19 protein-coding genes and 1 pseudogene are annotated in these 25,843 nt (G+C 52.2%); 5 read left to right on the forward strand and 15 right to left on the reverse strand.

Going from position 1 to position 25,843, the window contains the following annotated elements; translation table 11 throughout:
* Positions 1–188 precede the first annotated feature (188 nt).
* The 4 genes from carB to OGX94_RS16635 all read right to left on the reverse strand — a co-directional run bounded on the left by carB (position 189) and on the right by OGX94_RS16635 (position 6,757).
* Complete coding sequence (gene carB / locus OGX94_RS16620) at positions 189–3,413, reverse strand: carbamoyl-phosphate synthase large subunit (protein ID WP_197385299.1); 3,225 nt, start codon at positions 3,411–3,413, stop codon at positions 189–191.
* 17 nt (positions 3,414–3,430) lie between these two features.
* The gene (carA, locus tag OGX94_RS16625; RefSeq protein WP_003018918.1) at positions 3,431–4,579 is read right to left on the reverse strand and encodes a glutamine-hydrolyzing carbamoyl-phosphate synthase small subunit; all 1,149 of its coding nucleotides are present in this window, start codon (positions 4,577–4,579) and stop codon (positions 3,431–3,433) included.
* 455 nt (positions 4,580–5,034) lie between these two features.
* Positions 5,035–5,856: a 4-hydroxy-tetrahydrodipicolinate reductase gene (gene dapB, locus OGX94_RS16630; RefSeq protein ID WP_008786159.1), complete on the reverse strand. Its 822-nt coding sequence runs from the start codon at positions 5,854–5,856 to the stop codon at positions 5,035–5,037.
* Positions 5,857–6,124: 268 nt separating this feature from the next.
* Positions 6,125–6,757: an alanyl-tRNA editing protein gene (locus OGX94_RS16635; protein ID WP_063941085.1), complete on the reverse strand. Its 633-nt coding sequence runs from the start codon at positions 6,755–6,757 to the stop codon at positions 6,125–6,127.
* 92 nt (positions 6,758–6,849) lie between these two features.
* Between OGX94_RS16635 and OGX94_RS16640 the strand changes: the two genes are divergently transcribed.
* On the forward strand, positions 6,850–7,758 hold the full coding sequence (locus tag OGX94_RS16640; protein WP_063941084.1) for a LysR family transcriptional regulator: 909 nt from the start codon (positions 6,850–6,852) through the stop codon (positions 7,756–7,758).
* Here OGX94_RS16640 and rihC read toward each other — a convergent pair whose 3' ends face one another.
* The 7 genes and pseudogenes from rihC to OGX94_RS16675 all read right to left on the reverse strand — a co-directional run bounded on the left by rihC (position 7,759) and on the right by OGX94_RS16675 (position 14,771).
* On the reverse strand, positions 7,759–8,673 hold the full coding sequence (gene rihC / locus OGX94_RS16645; RefSeq protein WP_003829716.1) for a ribonucleoside hydrolase RihC: 915 nt from the start codon (positions 8,671–8,673) through the stop codon (positions 7,759–7,761).
* A 66-nt stretch (positions 8,674–8,739) separates the two neighbouring features.
* On the reverse strand, positions 8,740–9,690 hold the full coding sequence (gene ispH / locus OGX94_RS16650; RefSeq protein WP_003018925.1) for a 4-hydroxy-3-methylbut-2-enyl diphosphate reductase: 951 nt from the start codon (positions 9,688–9,690) through the stop codon (positions 8,740–8,742).
* Between the two features lies 1 nt (position 9,691).
* A complete protein-coding gene (gene fkpB, locus OGX94_RS16655; RefSeq protein ID WP_003829721.1) occupies positions 9,692–10,141 on the reverse strand; it encodes an FKBP-type peptidyl-prolyl cis-trans isomerase in 450 nt (149 codons plus the stop codon).
* Between the two features lie 117 nt (positions 10,142–10,258).
* The gene (gene lspA, locus OGX94_RS16660) at positions 10,259–10,756 is read right to left on the reverse strand and encodes a signal peptidase II (protein WP_003018932.1); all 498 of its coding nucleotides are present in this window, start codon (positions 10,754–10,756) and stop codon (positions 10,259–10,261) included.
* Positions 10,756–13,572: an isoleucine--tRNA ligase gene (ileS, locus tag OGX94_RS16665; protein ID WP_003829724.1), complete on the reverse strand. Its 2,817-nt coding sequence runs from the start codon at positions 13,570–13,572 to the stop codon at positions 10,756–10,758. The genes lspA and ileS overlap by 1 nt, the downstream gene beginning before the upstream one ends.
* A 37-nt stretch (positions 13,573–13,609) precedes the next feature.
* The gene (gene ribF, locus OGX94_RS16670; RefSeq protein WP_003829725.1) at positions 13,610–14,548 is read right to left on the reverse strand and encodes a bifunctional riboflavin kinase/FAD synthetase; all 939 of its coding nucleotides are present in this window, start codon (positions 14,546–14,548) and stop codon (positions 13,610–13,612) included.
* 7 nt (positions 14,549–14,555) lie between these two features.
* Positions 14,556–14,771, reverse strand: a pseudogene (locus OGX94_RS16675) (DUF2575 domain-containing protein).
* 105 nt (positions 14,772–14,876) lie between these two features.
* Here OGX94_RS16675 and rpsT point away from each other — a divergent pair.
* Positions 14,877–15,140, forward strand: a complete 264-nt coding sequence (rpsT, locus tag OGX94_RS16680) for a 30S ribosomal protein S20 (protein ID WP_003018940.1) — start codon at positions 14,877–14,879, stop codon at positions 15,138–15,140.
* Positions 15,141–15,198: 58 nt separating this feature from the next.
* Here the strand turns inward: rpsT and nhaR are convergent, their stop codons facing one another.
* Together nhaR and nhaA are read right to left on the reverse strand one after the other, a co-directional pair.
* The gene (gene nhaR, locus OGX94_RS16685; RefSeq protein ID WP_003829732.1) at positions 15,199–16,098 is read right to left on the reverse strand and encodes a transcriptional activator NhaR; all 900 of its coding nucleotides are present in this window, start codon (positions 16,096–16,098) and stop codon (positions 15,199–15,201) included.
* Between the two features lie 38 nt (positions 16,099–16,136).
* Positions 16,137–17,303: a Na+/H+ antiporter NhaA gene (nhaA, locus tag OGX94_RS16690; RefSeq protein ID WP_286569608.1), complete on the reverse strand. Its 1,167-nt coding sequence runs from the start codon at positions 17,301–17,303 to the stop codon at positions 16,137–16,139.
* 248 nt (positions 17,304–17,551) lie between these two features.
* Here nhaA and OGX94_RS16695 point away from each other — a divergent pair, with 248 nt between their 5' ends.
* A complete protein-coding gene (locus OGX94_RS16695) occupies positions 17,552–20,881 on the forward strand; it encodes a DEAD/DEAH box helicase (protein WP_257662284.1) in 3,330 nt (1,109 codons plus the stop codon).
* Positions 20,882–20,949: 68 nt separating this feature from the next.
* On the opposite strand, the gene dnaJ is transcribed toward OGX94_RS16695, so the two are convergent.
* Positions 20,950–22,083 carry a molecular chaperone DnaJ gene (gene dnaJ, locus OGX94_RS16700; RefSeq protein WP_003829737.1) on the reverse strand — a complete coding sequence of 378 codons (1,134 nt, stop codon included), beginning with the start codon at positions 22,081–22,083 and terminating at the stop codon, positions 20,950–20,952.
* 85 nt (positions 22,084–22,168) lie between these two features.
* Complete coding sequence (gene dnaK, locus OGX94_RS16705; protein WP_003829739.1) at positions 22,169–24,091, reverse strand: molecular chaperone DnaK; 1,923 nt, start codon at positions 24,089–24,091, stop codon at positions 22,169–22,171.
* A gap of 384 nt (positions 24,092–24,475) precedes the next feature.
* Here dnaK and OGX94_RS16710 point away from each other — a divergent pair, with 384 nt between their 5' ends.
* Positions 24,476–24,880 carry a DUF2541 family protein gene (locus OGX94_RS16710; protein WP_257662283.1) on the forward strand — a complete coding sequence of 135 codons (405 nt, stop codon included), beginning with the start codon at positions 24,476–24,478 and terminating at the stop codon, positions 24,878–24,880.
* 364 nt (positions 24,881–25,244) lie between these two features.
* Positions 25,245–25,811, forward strand: a complete 567-nt coding sequence (satP, locus tag OGX94_RS16715) for an acetate uptake transporter (protein WP_003829744.1) — start codon at positions 25,245–25,247, stop codon at positions 25,809–25,811.
* Positions 25,812–25,843 lie beyond the last annotated feature (32 nt).

Below are 25,843 nucleotides of genomic sequence, written 5' to 3' on the forward strand. Positions count from 1 at the left end.
ATAGTATGCGACTTGAATGTTGATTAGTGTGAGCAATATCGTGCTTATTACATTGAAAATGTGGTTACGGAAACGGACTTGTCCAGGAATGACCTTACGCAAGACAAAAAAAGGGTTTCTTTACAGAAACCCTTTCAAAATTATATTACAGATCCGTTTAGAGCAATATTCACCGGACCTTTTGTTTATTACTTTTTGATCTGCGCGTGCATTTCCTGCACCGAGATTACCTTCTCGGTGGCATCGGCATTCAACGCCATCGCTGTGGCGAAACCGCCGTTCAGCGTAGTGTCATAATGCACTTTGTACTGCAGCGCGCTGCGGCGAATCAGCTTGGAGTCTTCAATCGCCTGACGACCTTCGGTGGTGTTGATGATATAGGTGTACTCGCCATTCTTGATACGGTCCTGAATGTGCGGACGACCTTCATGCACCTTGTTCACCAGACGTGGATTGATACCCGCTTCACCCAGCACAATCGCGGTCCCGTGCGTCGCATCCAGCTCGAAGCCAAACTTCAGCAGTTTCGCTGCCAGGTCAACCACGCGCTCTTTATCGCCTTCGCGAACGGAGAGCAGTGCACGACCCTGTTTTTTCATGGTGGAGCTGCTGCCCAGCTGTGCCTTGGCGAACGCTTCCGCGAAGGTACGGCCCACGCCCATCACTTCCCCGGTAGAGCGCATTTCTGGCCCTAACAGCGGGTCAACGCCCGGGAATTTGTTGAACGGCAGCACCACTTCTTTTACCGAGTAGTACGGAGGGATTACTTCTTTGGTTACGCCCTGCTGTGCCAGCGTTTTCCCGGCCATCACGCGCGCCGCGACTTTCGCCAGCGGTACACCAGTTGCCTTGGAGACGAACGGAACGGTACGTGCCGCACGCGGGTTCACTTCAATCAGGTAAACTTCGTTATTCTTCACCGCAAACTGGACGTTCATCAGACCGCGAACCTGCAGTTCGAAGGCCAGTTTCTGCACCTGTTGGCGCATCACATCCTGAATTTCCTGGCTCAGGGTGTAAGCAGGCAGAGAACATGCGGAGTCACCGGAGTGTACGCCCGCCTGTTCGATATGCTCCATGATGCCGCCAATCAGCACCATTTCACCGTCGCAGATAGCGTCCACGTCCACTTCAACCGCGTCATCAAGGAAACGGTCCAGCAGTACCGGCGCATCGTTAGAAACGCTGACTGCGGTCTGGAAGTAGCGACGCAGGTCGGCTTCGTCGTAGACGATTTCCATCGCGCGACCACCGAGAACATACGACGGACGCACTACCAGCGGGTAGCCAATCTCTTTCGCCTTCTCAACAGCCTGTTCGATAGCCGTTACGGTAGCGTTCGCCGGTTGTTTCAGCTTCAGACGGTCAACCGCCTGCTGGAAACGCTCGCGGTCTTCCGCGCGGTCGATGGCATCCGGGCTGGTACCGATAACCGGTACACCTGCCGCTTCCAGCGCACGCGCCAGCTTCAGCGGGGTCTGTCCGCCGTACTGTACGATGACGCCTTTCGGCTTCTCGATACGCACGATTTCCAGTACGTCTTCCAGCGTGACCGGTTCGAAGTACAGGCGGTCAGAGGTGTCGTAATCAGTTGAAACGGTTTCCGGGTTACAGTTGACCATGATGGTCTCGTAACCGTCTTCGCGCAGCGCCAGCGAGGCGTGTACGCAGCAGTAGTCAAACTCAATACCCTGACCGATACGGTTTGGACCACCGCCCAGCACCATGATTTTATCGCGGTCAACGGACGGGTTCGCTTCGCACTCATCTTCATATGTGGAGTACATGTAAGCGGTGTCGGTGGCAAATTCTGCCGCACAGGTATCCACGCGTTTGTAGACCGGGTGCAGATTGTACTGGTCGCGCAGTTTGCGGATTTCCGCTTCGCGAACGCCGGCCAGTTTCGCCAGACGCGCATCGGCGAAGCCTTTACGCTTCAGTACGCGCAGGAAGTCAGCGTCGAGGCCGTTGATGCCAAGGTCGGTGACTTTTTCTTCCAGACGTACCAGCTCTTCAATCTGCACCAGGAACCAGCGGTCGATGTTGGTCAGGTTGAACACGCCATCGACGGACAGGCCAGCACGGAAGGCATCGGCGATGTACCAGATACGCTCAGCGCCAGCGTCTTTCAGCTCACGACGGATTTTAGTCAGTGCTTCCGGGTCGTCCAGGCTTACTTTCGGGTCGAAGCCGGTCGCGCCCACTTCCAGACCGCGCAGCGCTTTCTGCAGCGATTCCTGCTGGGTACGGCCAATCGCCATCACTTCACCGACAGATTTCATCTGCGTGGTCAGGCGGTCGTTAGCACCAACGAATTTCTCGAAGTTGAAGCGTGGTATTTTCGTCACAACGTAGTCGATGGACGGTTCAAACGAGGCCGGAGTACGGCCACCGGTGATGTCGTTCATCAGTTCGTCGAGGGTGTAACCTACGGCCAGCTTGGCGGCGACTTTCGCAATCGGGAAGCCGGTAGCTTTGGACGCCAGCGCCGAGGAGCGGGATACGCGCGGGTTCATCTCGATGACAATCAGGCGACCGTTTTTCGGGTTTACCGCAAACTGGACGTTAGAGCCGCCGGTTTCTACGCCGATTTCACGCAGTACCGCCATCGAGGCGTTACGCATGATTTGATATTCTTTGTCGGTCAGCGTCTGGGCAGGTGCTACGGTGATGGAGTCACCGGTATGGATGCCCATCGCATCGAAGTTTTCGATGGAGCAGACGATGATGCAGTTGTCGTTTTTATCACGCACCACTTCCATCTCGTACTCTTTCCAGCCAATCAGTGATTCATCAATCAGCAGCTCGTTGGTTGGGGAAAGATCCAGACCGCGTTCGCAGATTTCTTCGAACTCTTCGCGGTTGTAGGCGATACCGCCACCGGTGCCGCCCATGGTGAAGCTAGGGCGGATAATGCACGGGAAGCCAACGTCAGCGGCAACCGCCAGCGCTTCTTCCATGGTGTGAGCGATGCCTGAACGTGCGGTGTCGAGACCAATCTTCTTCATCGCGATATCGAAGCGACGACGGTCTTCCGCTTTATCAATGGCATCCGCCGTTGCGCCAATCATGGTCACGCCGAACTCAGCCAGTACGCCCTGGCGTTCCAGTTCCAGCGCACAGTTCAGCGCTGTCTGACCGCCCATGGTTGGCAGCACCGCATCCGGGCGTTCTTTCTCAATAATTTTGCGCACCACTTCCCAGTGAATCGGCTCGATGTAAGTGGCATCGGCCATTTCCGGGTCGGTCATGATGGTTGCCGGGTTGGAGTTCACCAGAATAACGCGGTAACCCTCTTCACGCAGGGCTTTACACGCCTGCGCGCCGGAATAGTCAAACTCACACGCCTGACCGATAACAATCGGACCCGCGCCCAGAATCAGGATACTTTTTATGTCTGTACGTTTTGGCATGGCTCTTTTACTCCTGATTATTTCGCGGACTGACGGTATTGCTCAATTAACTCGATAAAGTGGTCGAACAACGGTGCAGCGTCGTGCGGACCCGGACTCGCTTCAGGGTGCCCCTGGAAGCTAAACGCCGGTTTATCGGTACGATGAATCCCCTGCAAGGTGCCGTCGAACAGTGACTTGTGGGTCACGCGCAGGTTGGCAGGCATGGAGGCTTCATCTACAGCAAAACCGTGGTTCTGTGCGGTGATCATCACGGTATTGTTATCAATATCTTTTACCGGATGGTTGCCGCCGTGGTGGCCAAACTTCATCTTAATGGTCTTCGCGCCGCTCGCCAGCGCCAGCAGCTGATGGCCGAGGCAGATGCCAAATACCGGAATATCGGTTTCGAGGAATTTCTGAATCGCGGTAATCGCGTAGTCGCACGGCGCCGGGTCGCCAGGGCCGTTGGACAGGAAGATACCGTCCGGATTCATCTTCAGAACGTCTTCTGCTGAGGTTTTCGCCGGTACAACCGTCAGGCGGCAGCCGCGGTCCGCTAACATACGCAGAATGTTACGTTTGGCGCCGAAATCGTAAGCCACAACGTGGAAAGGCAGTTCATCGGCAGATTTCGCTTCCGGCAGGTCACCGGCCAGCGTCCAGCTCCCCTGCGTCCAGCTATAAGGCTCCGCGGTGGTTACCTCTTTCGCCAGATCCATACCGTTCAGGCCAGGGAAAGCTTTTGCTTTTTCCAGTGCCAGCGCCGCATCCGGGTTATCTCCCGCGATGATGCAGCCGTTCTGTGCGCCCTTTTCACGCAGCAAACGCGTCAGCTTACGGGTATCGATATCAGCAATCGCCACAATGTTATGGCGCTTGAGGTAAGAAGAGAGGTCTTCAGTATCGCGGAAGTTGCTGGCAATCAGCGGCAGGTCGCGGATGACCAGGCCTTGCGCATGTACCTGAGAAGATTCTGCATCGGCTTCATTGGTGCCGACATTACCGATATGAGGATAAGTAAGAGTGACGATTTGGCGGGAATAGGAAGGATCAGTGAGGATTTCTTGATAACCGGTCATTGAAGTATTGAAAACGACTTCCCCAACCGCCGAACCTGTTGCCCCTATGGCCCGACCGTGAAACTGGGTTCCGTCTTCCAGAACCAATAGCGCTGACTTAATCAAAACACCCTCCAGAGAATATTCACTCACTTTATTTGCATATTAATTCATTAACACCTCATGAATCAATGCAAATTTGCTTACCTATGGATTTCTGGCAAACGGCGGCATTCTAGAGATAGCCCACGTAAAAGTCTACCCAAAAGGGCAATTTTTATTATTATTTTGCGCCACTGGGATAAATCACACGATTTAACAGGCAAAAAGATCAGCTAACTCGGGGTGGAAAACGCTTGCGGCAGGCAAAGAGTGTAAAAACAGAATGCGGGAGAGAAAAAAGTGGACCATTTGGTCAAAATTTACATTGAGATAACAGGATCACCCAACAAAATACGGAAAAATAACCAATAAAAAGAAAAAACACATTCAGAAGCTAAAAATAAAAGGGCAATAAAATATTGCCCTATGTAATCAAACAATTATGATTACAATAACCACATCACGAAGGGTAATTAAAGCTATAAACTGCGTAAATCAAGCACATCTTTCATATCAAAAAGACCATTTGACTTTGATTTTAGCCAAATTGCCGAACGCACTGCGCCATTGGCAAAAGTCATGCGGCTGGACGCTTTATGCGTGATCTCAATACGCTCGCCAATATCAGCAAACATCGCGGTGTGCTCACCGACGATATCCCCCGCCCGCACCGTGGCAAAACCGATCGTGCCCGGTACGCGCTCGCCGGTGTAACCCTCACGCGAATAGACGGCACACTCTTTTAAATCTTTATCCAGCGCCCCGGCAATCGCCTCGCCCATCGCCAGCGCAGTGCCTGACGGCGCATCAACTTTATGGCGGTGGTGAGCTTCAATAATCTCAATATCGGTGTAATCGCCCATCACTTTCGCCGCCTTCTCCAGCAGCTTAAGCATAACGTTCACGCCGACGCTAAAGTTCGCGGCGAAAACGATCGCAATCTCCTGCGCGGCATCACGAATAGCCTGTTTGCCGGCATCGTCAAAGCCGGTGGTGCCAATCACCATCCCTTTACCGTGCTGGCGGCAAAACGCCAGATGCGCCAGCGTGCCTTCCGGGCGGGTAAAATCGATGAAAACATCGAAATCATCTTTCACCGCGTCAAGGCTGCTTTGCACGGTAACGCCCGTTTTTCCGGCCCCCGCTAATTCTCCGGCATCGCTTCCCAGTAAGGACGAGCCTTCGCGCTCTAACGCGGCACCCAATTGAACACCTTCCATCGCCATGGCGGCCTGGATTAACTGCCGTCCCATGCGGCCACCGGCGCCGGCAATGGCGACACGGATTTGTGCTTCATGCATAGCTATTCTCTTTTATAAAAATTGCGTAAACCGTTTTCAGAGTAACCAGCGCGCCCGGAGGCCGCTAGCTGAAAACACCCATAATTAGAATTTAATGATAAACAGAGGGGAATATCAGTAAAAGACATGATTCATCCCGCAGGATGAATCATTGCTGGAGTACAGGAAAGAAGTCAAACTTACTCAGTATGGCGCAAAATGATGGGAAAACGACGGAAATACGAGCACAAACCAGCCAGTCTGCGTAGATATTTTCGCGAGTGTGGTTTTATGGCACGAGCGTGTAGTTGACGATCATTTGCCCTTTTTTCATCTTCACCTGAGTAATCGTCACCGGTCCAATCTCAGAGAGATGGGCAACATGCGTCCCTCCGCAGGGATAAGCGAGGAGATGACCAAATCCAACCTGCCGCAACCCGTCGGTGAATGTCACTTGTCTGGAGAGATTGTCTGCCTGCCAGGCGTTGATTTTCTCCTGCAGCGATAGCGTATCCGGTAACGTACCGTTTTCACCGGCGGCGAAAGTAATGCGTCCCTCATTGGGCCAATGGTGTGCTTTCACCGGGAGCCAGCCGAACGCTGTACCCGCCAGGCCGATAAGATGTCCTGCCGAGTGCAGGCGGGCGTGCAGTTGACGCAGCGCGGCATCCACACGCAGGTTCACGATGCCGGGGAGGAGCGGTTTTGCCAGGATGTGCACCACATCGTCACCGCGCGCGAGGACTGTTTCAACCCGCTCATCATCAATCCAGCCCGCATCCGCAGGCTGCCCGCCTCCCTGCGGGTGAAAAAGGGTTCTATCCAGTACCACCGAGTACCGTCCATCCGGTTCAGCCGAGCAACTCAGTAAGTTAGCCTGGCCTTCAGTGTTATCGCTGGTGTAATAAAGACGTTCAGTCATGATTGCTCTCCTCTTGATGGGAAGAGTATATTCACTTTACTGACGGCGATAATCCTGCGCTGGTTCAATGCATCTTTGCCTGGTACGCACAAATGAATCCTAACCTTCTTCCCGACCTTGCCACCTTTGTGTTGATTATCGACCAGGGGAGCTTCTCCGCTGCCGCCAAAGCCTCGGGTGCTACGCCTTCCGCTATTAGCCGCAGCGCTTCACGCCTCGAGAAGGCGTTGGGCAGTAAGCTGCTGCACCGTACGACGCGCAAGCTGGCGCTCAGCGAAACGGGCACAATTGTGTATGCACACGCGCAGGAAATGCTGCATGCGGCGCAAATGGCCGTCGACTCAGGCAGCAGTCGACAAACCATCGCGCAAGGGCAACTGACCCTCAGCGTGCCGAAAGCGGTGGGGCGATTTGTCATTCATCCACTGATGGCCGAATTCTTTACGCGCTACCCGCAAGTGGACGTCTGCCTTCGGCTGGAAGACCGGTATATGGATTTAATCGACGACGGCGTCGACCTTGCACTGCGCATCAGTCAGTCGCCCTCCCCGGGCCTGTACGGGAAACCGCTGATGCCGGTCAGCCATGTGATATGCGCAACCCCCGAATACTTACGCAAGCACGGTACGCCCGAGCACCCGCAGGCACTGCGAGAGCATAGCTGTATCAGTCTTGGCGAGACACCTGCGGATTCACGCTGGAAGTTTCGACGCGGTGAGCGCATGGAGACCATTCAGACTCATGGCCGCTACGCCGCCAACCACACCGGTGTACGTCTGGACGCGGTAAAAAAGGATCTGGGAATCGGCAGCCTGCCACTGTTCACCGCCAGCGAGGCACTCGCCAATGGCGAGATTGTCCAGGTACTGCCAGAATGGGAATTTATCAGCGACTACAGCGGGGAACTGTGGCTGCTATGGACGCGCAATCAACATATGCCCGCCAGAATGCGGGCGATGATTGATTATCTCAGCGAGAAGGTGCCGTTGCACAACACCTGATTACAGCGCGCGGGCAAATACCTCTGCCACCCACTGCTGGAACCCCTCAACGTTCAGGCCCAGCGCAACCTGCGCATTTGCCGGATGCCCCAAGCGTCCTTCAATGTCCACTACCGTCGTACCCGAGGTATATTCGCCCTGGGTTTCAACCGCCACGAAGCACGGCTGCAGGGTAAACAGTTCCGGGCGCACCAGCCAGGCAATAGCGCACAGGTCGTGCATTCGCAGCCCCGTATTCATACTGCCGCTACGGTAATGGCTAAACAGTGCATGCAGCATTTTTCCCGTCTGGTTAAGTTGGGGGAGTGTCGCCAGATAGTCCGGGGCGAGCATAGCCTGATTAGTGACATCCAGCCCACACATCACAATCTCCAGCCCACTCTGGAAGACTTTCGCTGCGGCCTCGGGATCGATAGCAATATTAAACTCGGCGTTGGGTGTGAAGTTCCCGCGCCCGGCAGAGCCGCCCATAATCACCAGACGCTGAATGTTGAATACGCATTCAGGATAATGAGTCAGCAGCAGCGCAATGTTGGTCAGCGGGCCAATCGCTACAAGCGTCACGGGCTGCGGGGCATGCATCAACGCATCGCGAATCGCCTGGAAAGCGGGTTTTGCCATCGCCTGGCGGTCGTGTTCGACAAATTCATACCCTTCCATACCGGACTCGCCGTGCACGGAAGCGGCATCACGCAGCGGCCGCACCAGCGGCATTGATGCCCCCTGCGCCAGCGGAACATCCGCATTCCAGAAGTGCAGCAACTGCAACGCATTACGGGTGGTTTTTTCCACCGAAACATTGCCTGCTACCGTGGTCATCAGTTGCAGATCCAGCTCAGGGGCAAACAGCGCGGCGGCAATGGCGGCGGCATCATCAATGCCGGGATCGGTATCAAGAATGATCGGTAAGCGCATGGTTTCTCCATAAAAAAATGCCAGACGTTAAGTCTGGCATCTTCTCATAATCGTAACCGAAAAGACTTACTCTACTTCACGAACATCCACACGCAGCTCTTTCGGCACTTCGAAAACGATGTTCTCTTCGCGGCCTTCCAGTGGGATCGCTTCCCCACCGCCAAGCTCTTGCAGGCGAGCAATCACATTTTGCACCAGGATATCCGGCGCCGAGGCTCCGGCCGTCACGCCCACACACTTCGCTTCTTTCACCCACGCTTCCTGGATGTCGGTCGCATCGTCAATCAAATACGCAGCTTTCCCCATGCGCTGGGCCAGTTCAGCCAGACGGTTGGAGTTAGAGGAGTTCTTCGAGCCGACCACCAGCACAACATCAGCCTGTTCCGCCAGCGCGCGAACCGCTTCCTGACGGTTGGTGGTGGCATAACAGATATCGTCTTTGCGCGGCCCGACAATTTTCGGGAAGCGTTGACGCAGCGCATCAATAACGTCAGAAGTGTCGTCAACGGAAAGCGTTGTCTGTGTCATGAAGGATAATTTTCCTTCATTTTTCACATTGAGTTTCAGCACATCATCCGGTGATTCAACCAGATACATTCCCCCTTGCGGGTTGCTGTACTGACCCATTGTGCCTTCAACTTCCGGGTGCCCGGCGTGACCAATCAGAATGGATTCTTCGCCACGACGGCTGGCGCGGGCAACTTCCATATGCACTTTCGTTACCAACGGACAGGTTGCATCAAAAACCGTGAGGTCGCGGCCTTTGGCTTCGTTACGCACCGCCTGAGACACGCCGTGAGCGGAAAAAATCAGGATCGCGCCATCCGGCACTTCGCTGATTTGCTCAATAAAAATAGCGCCGCGCTCGCGCAGGCTATCCACCACATAGCGGTTATGCACCACCTCGTGACGGACATAAATCGGCGCGCCATAAATAGCCAGCGCGTTTTCCACAATGCTGATAGCGCGGTCTACGCCAGCGCAAAAACCGCGCGGGTTGGCCAACAGGATCTGCATTTTACGCCTCCAGTGCCGGTTCGATTTCCAGCACTTCAATATCAAAATGAACGGTATGCCCGGCCAGCGGATGGTTGAAATCAACCGTGATCGAGTCACCGTTGATTTCGCGGATCACACCAGGCATCTCACTGCCGTCCATTGCGGTAAAGAGCATGATAGCGCCAATTTCTGGCTCGCCCGCGTCCATAAATTCCCGACGCGAGAAATACTGAATTAAGTCCGGGCTTGACACGCCAAAGGCGGCATCCGGTTCCAGAGCAAAAGTGGTTTTATCACCTTCTTTTAGCCCCAGCAGGTGTTGTTCCAGTCCTTCAGACAGAGAACCGTCACCCAGGCGAAACAGCGCAGGCTTGCCGTTATTGCGGGTTGACTCTGCGGTTGAGCCATCGTCGAGCTTAAGGGTGAAGTGCACCAGCACCGCACTGTTACTCTGTACTGATTTAGACATGCAGGTTGCTCTTTAAAATTGCTGCCGCCTGTTTGCCCGGTGGCGCTACGCTTACCGGGCAAACAAGCATCGCAGTAAATTGTAGGCCGGATTAGCATAGCGCCATCCGGCATTTTTTTATGCGGCTTTTTTCTCTTTCGACGGCAGGAAGCCTTCGAGCACAATCAATGCCGCGCCGATACAGATAGCAGTATCGGCCAGATTGAAGGTCGCGAAATGCCAGTCGCCGACGTAAAAGTCAATCATATCAACCACGAAGCCGTGCCACAGGCGGTCGAACAAGTTGCCCAGCGCACCGCCAATGATTAACGCATACGCGATGTTGTTCAGCTTCTGCGTCGCCTTCGAGCGATACATCATCACCATCAGGATGACGCAAATACCGATGGCGATGCCGGCAAAGAACCAACGTTGCCAGCCGCCGCTGTCAGCTAAGAAGCTAAACGCCGCACCGTAGTTACGCGCGTAGTGCAGATTAAGCGACGGAAACAGCGACACCGTATCCCCCAGAGCAAAGTTCTGGAGGATCAGGTATTTGCTGCCTAAATCGATAATCAGCACGACTACCACCAGCCACAGCCAGCGTAGTCCTGTTGAACAAAGAGGCTTACTCATCAGGCAAACTTACGTTGTTCGCCATCACCGGCGATGTTGCTGACACAGCGTCCGCAGATATCTGCATGTTCCGCCACCTGGCCGACGTCGGTAGTGTAATGCCAGCAGCGCGGGCATTTCTCACCTTCGGCTTTGCTCAGTACGATTTTCAGACCTTTGAGCAGTTCGCTCTGCTGAGCATCAGCAGGAGCCGCTGCATAATCCGCAACCGTCGCACCAGAGGTCAGCAGTACAAAACGCAACTCTTCGCCCAGCGCGGTCAGTTTCGCCGCCAGCTCAGGTTCAGCGTACAGGGTCACTGCCGCTTCCAGAGAACCACCGACTTTCTTATCCGCACGTGCCTGTTCGATGACTTTGTTCACTTCGCCACGCACTTTCAGCAGCTCGTCCCAGAAGGCATCGTTCATCGCCTCGGTTTCGCCTAAGCCAAACAGACCTTCGTACCATTCACCGGTAAAGACATACTTCTCACGATCGCCCGGCAGGTAGCCCCAGATTTCATCGGCGGTGAAGGACATGATCGGTGCCATCCAACGAACCAGCGCTTCAGCGATATGGAACAGCGCAGTCTGGCAGCTACGACGCGCCACGCTGTCCGCTTTCGCGGTGTACTGACGGTCTTTGATGATGTCGAGGTAGAACGAACCCATTTCGACGGAGCAGAAGCGCATCAGGCGCTGTACCACCTCGTGGAAGTCATAGGCTTCATAGGCTTTCAGGATTTCGTCCTGCGCCGCTTGCGCACAACCTACCGCCCACCTGTCCAGAACCACCATCTCTTCCGGTTTCACCATGTCTTTAACCGGATCGAACCCATTCAGGTTCGCCAGCAGGAAGCGCGCGGTGTTACGGATACGACGATAGCTGTCGGCAGCACGTTTCAGGATTTCGTCAGAAACGGCCATTTCACCGGTATAGTCGGTTGAAGCCACCCACAGACGCAGAATATCCGCGCCCAGTTTGTTCATCACATCCTGCGGAGAAACGGTGTTACCGATAGACTTGGACATCTTACGGCCCTGACCATCAACGGTAAAACCGTGGGTCAGTACCTGGCGATAAGGTGCTTTGCCTTTCATGGCGGTGGAGATCATCAGAGATGACATGAACCAGCCACGATGCTGGTCAGAGCCTTCCAGATACATATCTGCCGCATGGCCCGCAAACTCAGGACGCACGTCCACGACGGAGGAGTGGGTTGAACCAGAGTCGAACCACACGTCCAGCGTATCCGGGACTTTGACATACTGGTCAGCTTCGTCGCCGAGGATATCTTTCGGATCGAGATCCCACCACGCCTGGATGCCGTCAACTTCAACGCGTTTAGCCACTTCTTCCATCAGTTCGATAGCGCGCGGGTGCAGCTCTTCGGTGTCTTTGTGAACAAACAGAGACATCGGCACACCCCACGTACGCTGACGGGAGATACACCAGTCAGGACGGTTGGCAACCATCGATTCAATACGCGCCTGGCCCCAGTCCGGGATCCACTGCACGCCTTTGATCTCTTTCAGCGACTGTGCGCGCAGGCCTTTTTGATCCATGCTGACGAACCACTGTGGGGTCGCGCGGAAGATGATCGGTGACTTGTGACGCCAGCAGCATGGGTAGCTGTGCTGCATCTTCTCAACGTGCAGCAGCGCACCTTTTTCGCTCAGCAGCGCAACGATTTTGTCGTTGGCTTTAAAGACGTTCACGCCGTCCAGATCCGGATAGGTACCCGCCAGGTATGCGCCGTCCGGGCCAACCGGGTTAGCGATTTCCAGGCCGTATTTCTGGCTGATGACGTAGTCATCCGGACCGTGACCGCCAGCGGTATGAACCGCACCGGTACCCGCATCCAGCGTAACGTGATCGCCAAGGATAGCCGGTACATCGAAGCCCATAAACGGATGGGTAAAGCGCAGCAGTTCCAGCTCAGCGCCTTTAACGGTGCCGAGAATGGTGTATTCAGCCGCGCCAATACGCTGCATAACGCTTTCAACCAGATCTTTCGCCAGAATCACAGCCTGGCCGTCAATCTGCACCAGCGCATAGTCAAAATCAGGTGCCAGAGAGATTGCGCGGTTCGCCGGTAACGTCCACGGGGTAGTGGTCCAGATAACCAGAGAGATCGGGCCGTTGACGTCAGAAACGCCAAATTTCGCTTTCACCGCATCCTGATCGGCAGCGTGGAACGCTACGTCGATGGACGGGGAGGTTTTGTCATAATACTCAACTTCCGCTTCCGCCAGCGCGGAACGGCAGTCAACGCACCAGTGCACCGGCTTCGCACCTTTGTGCAGGTGACCGTTACCGATGATTTTACCCAGCGCACGAATGATGTTGGCTTCGGTTTTGAAGTCCATGGTCAGGTACGGATGCGACCAGTCGCCCAGTACGCCAAGACGGATAAAGTCTTTACGCTGACCGTCAACCTGGGTCGCTGCGTATTCGCGGCACTTGGCACGGAACTCAGCGGCGGTAAACTTCTCGCCCGGTTTGCCGTATTCCTGCTCTACTTTCAGCTCGATCGGCAGACCGTGGCAGTCCCAGCCCGGAACGTAAGGCGAGTCATAACCCGTGAGTCCTTTGGACTTCACGATAATGTCTTTCAGAATCTTGTTAACCGAGTGACCAATATGAATGCTGCCATTCGCATAAGGAGGGCCATCATGCAGAATGAAGGTTTTTTTGCCTTTTTTGGCCGCACGAATGATGCCGTACAGGTCATCATCAGTCCAACGCGCCAGCATTCCCGGTTCGCGCTTGGCGAGATCGCCGCGCATCGGGAACCCTGTTTCCGGCAAATTCAGGGTTGATTTATAGTCACTCATCAGATTCTCGGTTCCGTATTTAAAACTCGTATAGGCATTAAGCCGGTTTTGTTAGCCCAAAAAATTCACGGGCAGTCAACTCATCACGCGCAATCTGCGCTTTTAGCTCATCCAGCGAGGCAAATCGCTGTTCGCTGCGTATTTTTTTACGCAGTACTACATCTATATGGCGACCATACAGGTCCATTACAACGTCCAATAGATGCACTTCCAACTGTTGGCGTACGCCTGCTACCGTCGGGCGGGTGCCGATGTTGGCGACGCCGGGTAAAGGTTTGTCACCCAGTCCCATCACTTCAACTGCATAAACCCCTTTCACCGGGGAAACCTGGCGACGCAGCGGTAAGTTTGCCGTCGGAAAACCGATGGTGCGCCCTAATTCATCACCGTGAACGACACGTCCTGAGATAGTAAAAGGATGCCCAAGCAGGCTTTCGGCCAGTTGCAGGTTATCTTCTGCCAGCGCCTGACGTACCGCGGTGCTGCTAATGCGCACACCGCCTTCGCAGAAGGTTTGGGTGCTGGTGATATCAAAACCATACTCAGCGCCCGCTTCCTGTAATAACAAGAAATCGCCCGCACGGCTAGCGCCAAAGCGGAAATCATCACCAACGGCAAGAAATTGTACACCAAGGCGCTTAACCAGCAGATCGCTGATGAAGGTCTGCGCCGTTAATGCCGCAAAGCGCCTGTCAAAACGCACGCACAGCACGTAGTCCACGCCGCATTCCGCCAGATAACGCAGTTTTTCGCGCAGGCGAGTGAGGCGCGCAGGTGACTTGTCGGTCGCAAACAGCTCTAGCGGCTGCGGCTCGAAAATCATCACCATCACCGGTAAATTGCGTTTGCGCCCTTCTTCCCGTAAACCCTGCAGCAACGCACGGTGACCACGGTGCACGCCGTCGAAATTACCAATAGTCAGCACACACCCATGCGGGGCCTGACTGAGATTATGTATGCCTCGTATCAGCTTCATGTCTGGCTCAAAACAGTGAAAATCGTGAAAGTATACCCTGTACCGCGGTCAACGTTAACCGGCGATTGTTTCTACGAAACAGAAAGAGGATTGTTTTCATTGTTATGAAACAAATTGCAGACCTTCACGGGCACGCCAATGCAATTTTTCTCGTGGAAAAGCTGTATTCACGCCACGCAAGCTGGTAGAATCCTGCGCCATCACTACGCAACGAGTGCTGCAATTTAAACGGCGCTTATTTGCACAAATCCATTGACAAAAGAAGGCTAAAAGGGCATATTCCTCGGCCTTTGAATTGTCCATATAGAACACATTTGGGAGTTGGACCTTGGCTAATATCAAATCAGCTAAGAAGCGCGCCGTTCAGTCTGAAAAGGCCCGCAAGCACAACGCTAGCCGTCGCTCTATGATGCGTACTTTCATCAAGAAAGTATACGCAGCTATCGAAGCTGGCGACAAAGCTACTGCACTGAAAGCATTTAACGAAATGCAACCAATCGTGGACCGTCAGGCTGCTAAAGGTCTGATCCACAAAAACAAAGCTGCACGTCATAAAGCAAACCTGACTGCACAGATCAACAAACTGGCTTAATCGCCTGCTTGTTGTCGCTTTGTGAAAAAACCCGCACAAGCGGGTTTTTTTATGTCTGTCATTTGTTCGTTGGCGTAAAGAGCGCCGAGTAGTCCGCATTGCAGATACGCTGCACCGCCGGATGCTGGATCATCCTTTCCGCAAATATGGCGTGATACTCTTCCATCACATTTTCTACGCGTCCAATTTCAACAATAGAATCATCGGCATAGAAATTGTGCGAATACAGCGTAGGTGCAACAAAAATAGCATTATGCGTTGCCCCAAACGCTTTCATCAGCGCGGCGTCATCAAACTCACCGAGGATTTCGACATTCAATCCTTGTGAGTTGATCCAGTTCAGCAGCTTACGTCCGAGCATCGAACGGCGCCCAGGGATCAGCAACCGACGCTCCTCAAGGCAGGCCGGGAATGGTTTTTCAGGCAGCGGTTTGGTGCACCAAAAACTCACGCTGCACTCGCCTATCCGCACTGAGAACAACCCTTCCTGCTGCGTAGAATCGATCGGGCAGTCGGAGATGATCATATCCAGCTTATGTTGGCTGAGTTGATCCAACAGCATCTCATGCGTTGATTCAAAACAACGCAGATGGATTTGTTCATCTTCAACCACAGCGGCATCCAGTACGCTACTGACCAACTGCTTCGATAGCGCATCCGCCACGCCGACATCGAACAGCAAATTAGACTCTTTGCGGTAGTTCACGATATCCAGCATTTCCTGGCTTAAGGTGAACATCTTATCCGCGTAACGAAAAACCAATTCGCCTAACTCACTGGGCTCCAGCCCACGCCCCTTCCGCTTAAACAATTTTCCCTGTAAGCGTTCCTCAAGCGCTTTAATCTGCCCGGTAATGGTCTGCGGTGTCAGATAAAGCGCTTCTGCTGCACCAACCACTGACCCTTCTTTATAGACATGCCAAAAGTAGTACAGATGGTTGTAATTTATATGAGACATACTCTCTCCCTGAAAATTGTCACGAAAGGGTTATCCCGTCAGGCTGATGCGTTCAACCGGGCACGTAACCAGCAGTAACCTATCACTGCCGACAACAAGGAGCCGATCAGGATCCCCAGTTTTGCCCAGTTAATCAGCTCAGGATCGACGTTGCCAAACGCCAGGCTGGCAATAAAAATCGACATCGTAAAGCCAATGCCGCAAAGAATACCGACCGCCATAATCTGCTGGAAATTCGTTCCTTCCGGCAATTGCGCCACCTTGAGGCGTAACGCCAGGCAGCAAAACAGACTGATACCCAACGGTTTGCCGATCAACAGGCCGGCAATGATCCCCAGCGGTAATATCGAGGTCAGTCCATCAATAGTGACGCCCTGCAGTGAAACGCCTGCGTTAGCGAAGGCAAACAGTGGCAGGATCAGGTATGCCACCCATGGATGCAGAACATGCTCCAGTCGCTTCGCCGGTGAACGTCCGTGTTTTTCCTTCAATGGAATGAAGAAGCCCACGATCACGCCCGCCAGTGTTGCATGCACGCCAGACTTCAGTACGGCAGTCCACAGCACTACGCCGACCAGAATATAAATACCGGTGCGTCTCACTCCGCACAGATTCAATGCCGCCAGAACGAGGATCGCGCACGCGGCAACGCCCAGCGACAGCAGCGAGAGATCGCTGGTATAGAACAGTGCGATGATGACGATAGCGCCGAGGTCATCAATAATCGCCAGCGCCATCAGGAAGATTTTCAACGCCAGTGGTACACGACTGCCCAACAACGCCAGCACACCTAACGCAAAAGCGATATCCGTTGCCGCCGGGATCGCCCACCCTTCACGGGTGATGGGATCGGCATAGTTAAATGCCAGGTACAGCAGCGCCGGGACAATCATGCCCCCGATAGCAGCAATGATCGGGAACGCCGCCTGACGCAGACTGGCCAGCGAACCTTGCATTAACTCGCGCTTTACTTCCAGACCAATCAACAGGAAGAACACCGCCATCAACGCGTCGTTGATCCACAGCAGCATATTTTTGTTGATCTCAAGCGCGCCAACCCGCAGTTGAACGGGCGTTTCCAAAAAGGCGTGGTACCATCCACTGGTAACCCCGATATTTGCCATCAGCATAGCGACCACGGCTGCGATGATCAGAATGATGCCCCCCGAGGCGTCACTACTAAAAAAACGATGCAGATGTTTCACTTTTATTCTCTCTATTGGGTGAATACTTCGTAAATACTATCTTACACCCTCAAAAAGCTCGTTAAAATTAGATTATTCATTATGGATAGATCGGATTTTACGAGTAAAAATTTCAGCAATCATCAAGATGTTCTGCCTGTGCCATTACCGCCAGAGAGAATGATTCCTCCTCTCAGATCTTCAAAAATTCTTGGATCAGAGTATTCTCGTATTCATTGATATATTGGGATAATAATCAAAGAGCTAAGATGGACTCGACACCTCTCCCGCAAGAAATATTGAGAACCTGGCAACGCATAGAATTTTTTCAGCCTTATACGCTTGAAAGAAAAGATAAAAGCCTGCTGATCCCACTAAAAAAACTCATTACATTAGGTGATGCTTCACTTCCGTGGCATTCAGAGAAATTACGCCAGCAATATGACATTCCGCCGAAGGCATCATTTATTGTTCACTTAGGGCTATTTGAGAAAAATATCGTCAGCCGTATTAGTCAGGAGGTTCTTGGAACAAATGAGGAAAATGACGACGAATGCGAACAGCGCTTGGATCAGGAAGGGACAACCTGTTTTGCTAAGATGCAGTTGAACGGAGAAGGTGTACCCACGAGAGATAAACTGTCGGTAAGTTCGCTACCCTGGGCGTTGGGCCATCTTAAAAAACGTCAATTCCACAAACTCGACTCATCAGTCTTCGCGGTCGATTGTATGCATCTTGCCGATACATTCAATGATTTCTGCGTTACGTTAGAGCCCGTAAGGGAAAAAGGCCCGGGAGTATTGCGCGCAAGCAATATTCTCACGCTGCTCGACACTCATTTAACATCATGGGCGGACTTTGCACCTGAATGGCAATATGCAATACAAATTGACTGGTTTAACGGCAACAATGAGAGCCAGGACACGGAACAAGAAGAAGCTAGCGAAACGGAAGACCTCATAAGCGACAATGAAAAGGCATTAGTACTTCCCATCTTAAATAGCTTCTTTTTTGAGGATATTGAAGATGCAATGTCATCATTGGAAGACACTCGATGCCGAACACTCAATACTTACCTCACTCACCTTGTTCACAGAAACCCGGATCTCTATTCTCAGAAAGGACTAACAGCCATTATCGATAAGCTGCATCCGACTAAAATGCCTCTGGGGCGTTGGCCTTCAGAGCCAGAGCACGCGATGTCATTAATGCAGCAGTTTGCAATAAATACGGCGGTAGAAGAGCTTGCTGAAGGTGGGTTACTATCAGTAAATGGGCCTCCGGGAACGGGGAAAACGACGTTGCTGCGTGATTTAGTTGCGCATAATGTCGTTGAACGAGCGAGAGTCCTTGCGGGCTTCAGCAATGTGGAAGATACGCTTACCCATGAAGGCTTTATCGTCCCGGAACTGACCGGTTTCGAAATGATTGTGGCCTCATCCAATAATGCAGCCGTAGAAAATATCTCTAACGAATTACCGCAAAAGAAATCGCTGGCCGAAGAATTTCGTTCTCTTGACTATTTGTCACCGACCGCAAATCAAGTTGCAGCAAAATCCCTGCCCAAATCTGCGCATAAAAGAGATAAAGATGGAAAAGGAACTGAGCGTAATTACCATCTCTTTCGTCCTCTTGCGACAGAAAAACAGTGTTGGGGATTAATTTCAGTAGCTCTTGGAAGAAAAACAAATCGTACAAAATTCGCCCAAAGATTACTGTTTGATGAGCATTTTTTACGCGACACATCAGTCGAAATGGCTAGACCGGACAACGAAAACTTTCTCAGCCTTTGGCGCTGGAAGTCTTGCCACAATAAACTCTCTTTTACCGCAGCAAAGCAGCATTTCATTCACTGCCTGAAAACAACAGAAGAGCTGCAAAAACAGTTAGCAGAATTAGCCGAACTGCTTGCAAAAAAACCTTACTGTTCATCTGATGTTTTGTCTTCGGACATGGCAAAAGCGGTAGTGCGATGTCAAGAGCGGCTTAGCGCACTTAAGGAATTTGAAGCTGAGCAGGACGTAATTGAAAAACAGATTCAGCATGCCAAGCAACAGCAAAAAATAGAAGAAGCCGATGCACCTGGCCTGCTGACTCGTTTGCTCAATCGTAAAAAGGTACAGACTTACCAGACATCATTACGTAACACACAACAGCATCTTTTAACGCTTAGCGCATCATTAATACACAAAACACAGCTCATTTCTGAACAGCGTAAACAACTGAAGGAGGCAGACGCCCAAAAACGCCGCTTACAGCAAGAAATAGACAGGATTGCCCTGCAGCGCGAGGAAATAGAACAAAAATTGCGGGGCCTGAAGGATAAGTTTTCAGGAATAGCTCTACCTGATAGCCATAAACCCATCGATAATGCTGGCTTACAGCGCACCGCATTCTGGCAAAACGCTCAGATCAACCGCCAACGCTCACTGTTGTTTATGGCTGCGATGGATCTTCATCAAGCCTGGCTTTACGAGGCAATGGGGAGCGTTGATCGCTTTAGAGAAATGTTCCTGCTCCGCCTGAGGAATTTTTTAAATTCCCCTCATCTTGAGCCCACGCCACTCCCCTGGTGGCAAACGTTATGCATGTTTGTCCCGGTACTCTCTACAACCTTTGCCTCAGTGGGACGTATGCTGCATGGAGTAAAAGGCGGCGAGCTTGGCTGGGTAATGATCGATGAAGCTGGCCAGGCATCACCTCAACAGGCCGTCGGCGCTATATGGCGCGCCAAACGCGTACTCGTTGTGGGCGATCCGTTACAGATTGAGCCTGTATTCACCACCTCTCCATCACTGGTTAGGCACCTTTGTCAGGACCTTCTACACGAGCATGCTGAAAAGTGGAATCCAGAAAAGCTCTCAGTCCAACAGGTTGCCGATCGCGTCAATCATTGGGGCTGCAAATTAGAGATGATGAACAATAACATCTGGATTGGGATCCCATTATGGGTACATCGCCGTTGTATCGAACCCATGTTCAGTATTGCTAATAAACTGGCATACAATAACCGGATGATTCACGGGCTTGATACAGACAAAATCTGTAGCCGTCTTGTCAATGGCGAACTTGAAAACCACTGGTTGGTTTCAAGAGGCGGTTTGGGAGACAAGCAGTACCGAGATAGTCACGGTCAAAGCCTGATTACACTGCTGGACCGTCTACTCACGGAAAATATAGATCTGGGGTCTATTTACGTTATTACTCCATTCAAGGCTGTTAAATATGCTTTGTTGGAACTGATTGAACAAAGAGAGCTGGCCAGCTGGCAACAATACTCACCGCGACTAAAACATAAAGAAATTAAAGAGTGGCAAAAAAGCTGTGTTGGTACAGTCCATACTTTTCAGGGGAAAGAAAACGACATCGTTATTTTTGTTCTTGGATGTGATGTACACAATCGCGGCGGCGCAGAATGGGCTTCGAGCAAACCTAATCTTCTGAACGTGGCCATTACCCGTGCTAAAAAACACATTTTTGTTATTGGAGACCCATTGGTATGGAAGACATTACCCGGATTTGCAAGTGTCGCACATACCTTGCCGGAGAAAGCAGAGACAAATATCGTTGTTGAACAGGTAAGCCTGGAGTGGAAGTGAGAACAGAACCAAAAATAAAAGCCTGAGATTTTCCAATTTCAGGCTTTTTAGAATATACGGCAGTAAGCTTAGCGCGTCAGATCGTCAAAGAACTTCTTCACACCGTCGAAGAAGCTTTTGGAGCGCGGACTGTTTTGTTCGCCGGTCGGGCCGCCAAAGCTGTCCTGCAGATCTTTGAGCAGTTGTTTCTGCTTGTCGTTCAGGCCCACAGGGGTTTCAACCACCACGCGGCACAGCAGGTCGCCCTGAGCGCCACCGCGTACAGACTTGACGCCCTTTCCACGCATGCGGAAAAGTTTGCCAGTTTGCGTTTCGCCCGGAATTTTTAACTTCACGCGACCGTCCAGCGTTGGGACTTCAATCTCGCCGCCCAGCGCTGCCATCGCAAAGTTAATCGGTACTTCGCAGTACAGGTTATTGCCTTCACGTTCGAAAATTGGGTGCTGTTTTACCTGCACCTGAACGTACAAATCACCTGCTGGTGCACCATGTTCACCGGCTTCACCTTCGCCCGCTAAACGAATACGGTCGCCGGTATCAACCCCTGCCGGGATCTTAACGGACAGCGTTTTGCTTTTCTCAACACGACCATGACCGTGGCATTTGTTGCACGGATCTTTGATCAGCGTACCGCGACCCTGGCAGTGTGGACAGGTCTGCTGTACGGCAAAAAAGCCCTGACGCATCTGTACCTGACCAGAACCATGACAGGTTGGACAGGTCTGCGGCTGAGTACCTGCCTTCGCACCGCTACCGTGGCAGACGTCACACTCTTCCAGAGTCGGAATACGGATCTCTTTGGTGACGCCACGCACGGCTTCTTCCAGAGTGAGATCCATGTTGTAACGTAAATCAGCACCACGTGAGGCGCGCTGACGACCACGACCGCCGCCAAAAATATCGCCAAACACGTCACCAAAGATATCGCTGAAGTCAGCCCCGCCGCCAAAACCGCCGCCACCGCCCATGCCGCCTTGCTCAAACGCAGCATGACCGTACTGATCGTAAGCCGCACGTTTTTGCGCATCGGTCAGGATTTCGTACGCTTCTTTGATCTCTTTAAACTTGGCTTCGGCCTCTTTATCACCCTGGTTGCGGTCCGGGTGAAATTTCATGGCCAGGCGCTTGTAGGCCTTTTTGATTTCACGCTCTTCCGCTGATTTGGAAACGCCTAAAATCTCGTAATAGTCTTGCTTAGCCATCTCTTTTTATCTGCCCCTAACATGCGTGCACGGGCGGAGAGGAAACCTCTTCGCCCGTGCCAGTAATTACCCGTTCAAAGGGCGATTATTTTTTGTCTTTCACTTCTTCAAACTCGGCGTCGACAACGTCGTCATCTTTCGCGTTGTTTGCAGAAGCATCAGCGCCTGCTGCGCCAGCCTGCTGCTGTGCGTGCTGCTGCTGAGCGATTTCCATCAGTTTCTGGGAAACCTGTGCCAGCGCCTGCATTTTCGCTTCGATATCCGCTTTGTCTTCGCCTTTCAGAGAAGTTTCCAGCGCGGTCAGTGCAGACTCGATGGCAGTTTTGTCGTCAGCTGGCAGTTTGTCGCCTGCTTCTTCAACCTGCTTACGAGTGCTGTGCAGCAGATGGTCACCCTGGTTACGAGTCTGAACCAGCTCTTCAAACTTACGGTCAGATTCTGCGTTCGCTTCTGCTTCGCGAACCATTTTCTGAATTTCTTCTTCGTTCAGACCAGAAGAAGCCTTGATGGTGATCTTCTGCTCTTTACCGCTGTTTTTGTCTTTCGCGGAAACGTGCAGGATACCGTCGGCATCGATGTCAAAAGTAACTTCGATCTGCGGCATACCGCGCGGAGCCGGGCTGATACCATCCAGGTTAAACTGACCCAGATCTTTGTTATCAGCGGCGCGTTTACGTTCACCCTGCAGCACGTGGATGGTTACCGCAGACTGGTTGTCTTCAGCGGTAGAGAACACCTGGCTGTGCTTGGTCGGGATAGTGGTGTTTTTCGCGATCAGTGGAGTCATCACGCCACCCATGGTTTCGATACCCAGAGACAGCGGGGTAACGTCCAGCAGCAGCACGTCTTTCACATCACCGGTCAATACACCACCCTGAACGGCAGCACCGATTGCCACTGCTTCGTCCGGGTTAACGTCTTTACGCGGCTCTTTACCGAAGAACTCAGCAACTTTCTTCTGTACCATCGGCATACGAGTCTGACCACCGACCAGGATAACGTCCTGAACGTCGGAAACAGACAGACCAGCATCCTGCAGAGCAACTTTCAGCGGCTCGATAGAACGGTTAACCAGGTCTTCAACCAGGCTTTCCAGTTTCGCACGGGTCACTTTGATGTTCATGTGTTTCGGACCAGTCGCGTCTGCAGTAATGTACGGCAGGTTCACGTCGGTCTGCTGAGCGGAAGACAGTTCGATCTTCGCTTTCTCAGCGGCTTCTTTCAGACGCTGCATCGCCAGCGGATCATTACGCAGATCGATACCCTGATCTTTCTTAAATTCGTCAACCAGGTAGTTGATCATACGGCTGTCGAAGTCTTCACCACCCAGGTGGGTATCACCGTTGGTTGCCAGAACTTCGAAGGTTTTTTCGCCGTCAACTTCGTCGATTTCGATAATAGAGATATCGAAAGTACCACCACCGAGGTCATAAACCGCGATAGTACGGTTGCCGACTTCTTTATCCAGACCGTAAGCCAGTGCCGCTGCGGTCGGTTCGTTGATGATACGTTTTACTTCCAGACCTGCGATACGGCCAGCATCTTTGGTTGCCTGACGCTGAGCATCGTTGAAGTATGCAGGTACGGTGATAACCGCTTCAGTTACCGGTTCGCCCAGGTAATCTTCAGCCGTTTTCTTCATTTTTTTCAGCACTTCAGCAGAAATCTGCGGCGGTGCCATTTTCTGACCTTTTACGTCAATCCATGCATCACCGTTGTCAGCACCGATGATTTTGTACGGCATGATGGCTTCATCACGCTGTACTTCTTCGTCCTGGAAGCGGCGGCCAATCAGGCGTTTAATCGCAAACAGGGTGTTTTGCGGGTTTGTCACTGCCTGACGTTTAGCCGGCTGACCAACCAGAGTTTCACCATCCTGGGTATAAGCAATGATAGAAGGCGTGGTGCGATCGCCCTCGGCGTTCTCCAGCACACGTGCAGTAGTGCCATCCATAATCGCTACACAAGAGTTGGTAGTACCCAGGTCGATACCAATAATTTTACCCATCTAAACGTCTCCACTAAAAATTCGGTCATCATGTGGTTGTGAATCTGTAATAAGGGCGAAACGTGCGGTTTCAACTACCCTGAATCGTTTTTTTTCAGACTCACCACTGCGGTTGTCTACAAGATGGGGTCGTAACCCACGTCATCAAGGGGGGCATGAAAATTTTTTTTAGCACAGTGGCGATAAAATTAAGGTAAAAAGGCAGAAAGGCAAAAAAACGAATAGTTTCCAATCAAAATCAATTCACAAAACAAATCAACACCAGCAGGGTTATTCATGTGAAAATTGTAATAAAAAGAAAAGATTACGACCATGAAACGGTTTCCCGTCGGCGGTAAGATGGTCTGATGTCACACACTTTTACAGCCGTCAAAGAGAAATTCCATGAAATCCGTGTTAACCCTTTCCACCAGCCTGCTTATGGGCCTGCTGCTGAGCAGCGCCGCGCACGCTAACGATCATAAAGTTCTGGGTATGGTTGCGATGCCCCGCAACGCAACCAACGACCTCACGCTGAGAATTCCCGTTTGCCGGGTTGTGAAGCGCATTCAGCTCACCGCCGATCGCGGCGATATTAAACTTAACGGCGCATCCGTCTACTTCAAAGCAGTACGCACTTCCAGCCAAAGCCTGAACGTCCCGTCATCCATTAAAGAGGGACAAACGACCAACTGGATCACTATTAATAGCGACAACGACAATAAACGTTGCGTGTCTAAAATCACCTTCTCAGGCCAGTCAGTAAACACCTCTGACATGGCAACGCTGAAAGTTATTGGCGACGACTAATTCCGCACATTTTGATTCAGAAGCCATAGAAAACATGCGGGGCAGACACGCGGTTGATGCGAAAGCCTTTGAACTGGAATAACCACTGCCGCGCGCATGAAGCAGCGCCATCTGGCTATGGGTATTTCTCACCAGATCGTCCACCAAATCCCTCAGTTCCCGGTGGTACTTCAAATCGTCTGTCTTAGCAAAATGATCAACCATGCGTAAGCGTGATGCCCATCACAGGGAAAATAATTCATTTTCCCTTCGTTAGATCATAGACAGTGCCCTCTCCCCTGATTATCATGCCGCGCCCCGAAGACAGTGATCGTTATTTGGGGAAACTATTTCACCATTCAATCAATGATGATTTTGAGGAATTATGGGCAACACTAAGTTGGCTAATCCGGCACCGCTGGGCCTGATGGGCTTTGGCATGACCACCATTCTGCTTAACCTGCACAACGCGGGTTTCTTCGCCTTTGACGTTATTATTCTGGCGATGGGCATTTTCTACGGCGGTATCGCGCAAATATTTGCCGGTCTGCTGGAATATAAAAAAGGCAACACCTTCGGTTTAACCGCCTTTACCTCCTACGGTTCGTTCTGGCTGACGCTGGTTGCAATCCTGATCATGCCGAAAATGGGCCTGGCGGATGCAACCAATGGTCAGTTCCTGGGCGTGTACCTGGGTCTGTGGGGCGTGTTCACACTGTTCATGTTCTTCGGCACGCTGAAAGCTAACCGCGCGTTGCAGTTTGTCTTCCTGAGCCTGACAGTGCTGTTCGCACTGCTGGCGGTTGGCAACATTGCAGGTAACGAAGCGATCATTCACGTTGCTGGCTGGATTGGCTTAGTGTGTGGCGCAAGCGCCATTTACCTGGCGATGGGTGAAGTGCTGAACGAACAGTTTGGCCGTACCATCCTGCCGATCGGTGAAGCGCACTAAACTGACGCTATCCCCCCGAACGGGGGGATATT

Source organism: Citrobacter sp. Cpo037, from assembly GCF_030332945.1.
Lineage (GTDB): Bacteria > Pseudomonadota > Gammaproteobacteria > Enterobacterales > Enterobacteriaceae > Citrobacter > Citrobacter portucalensis.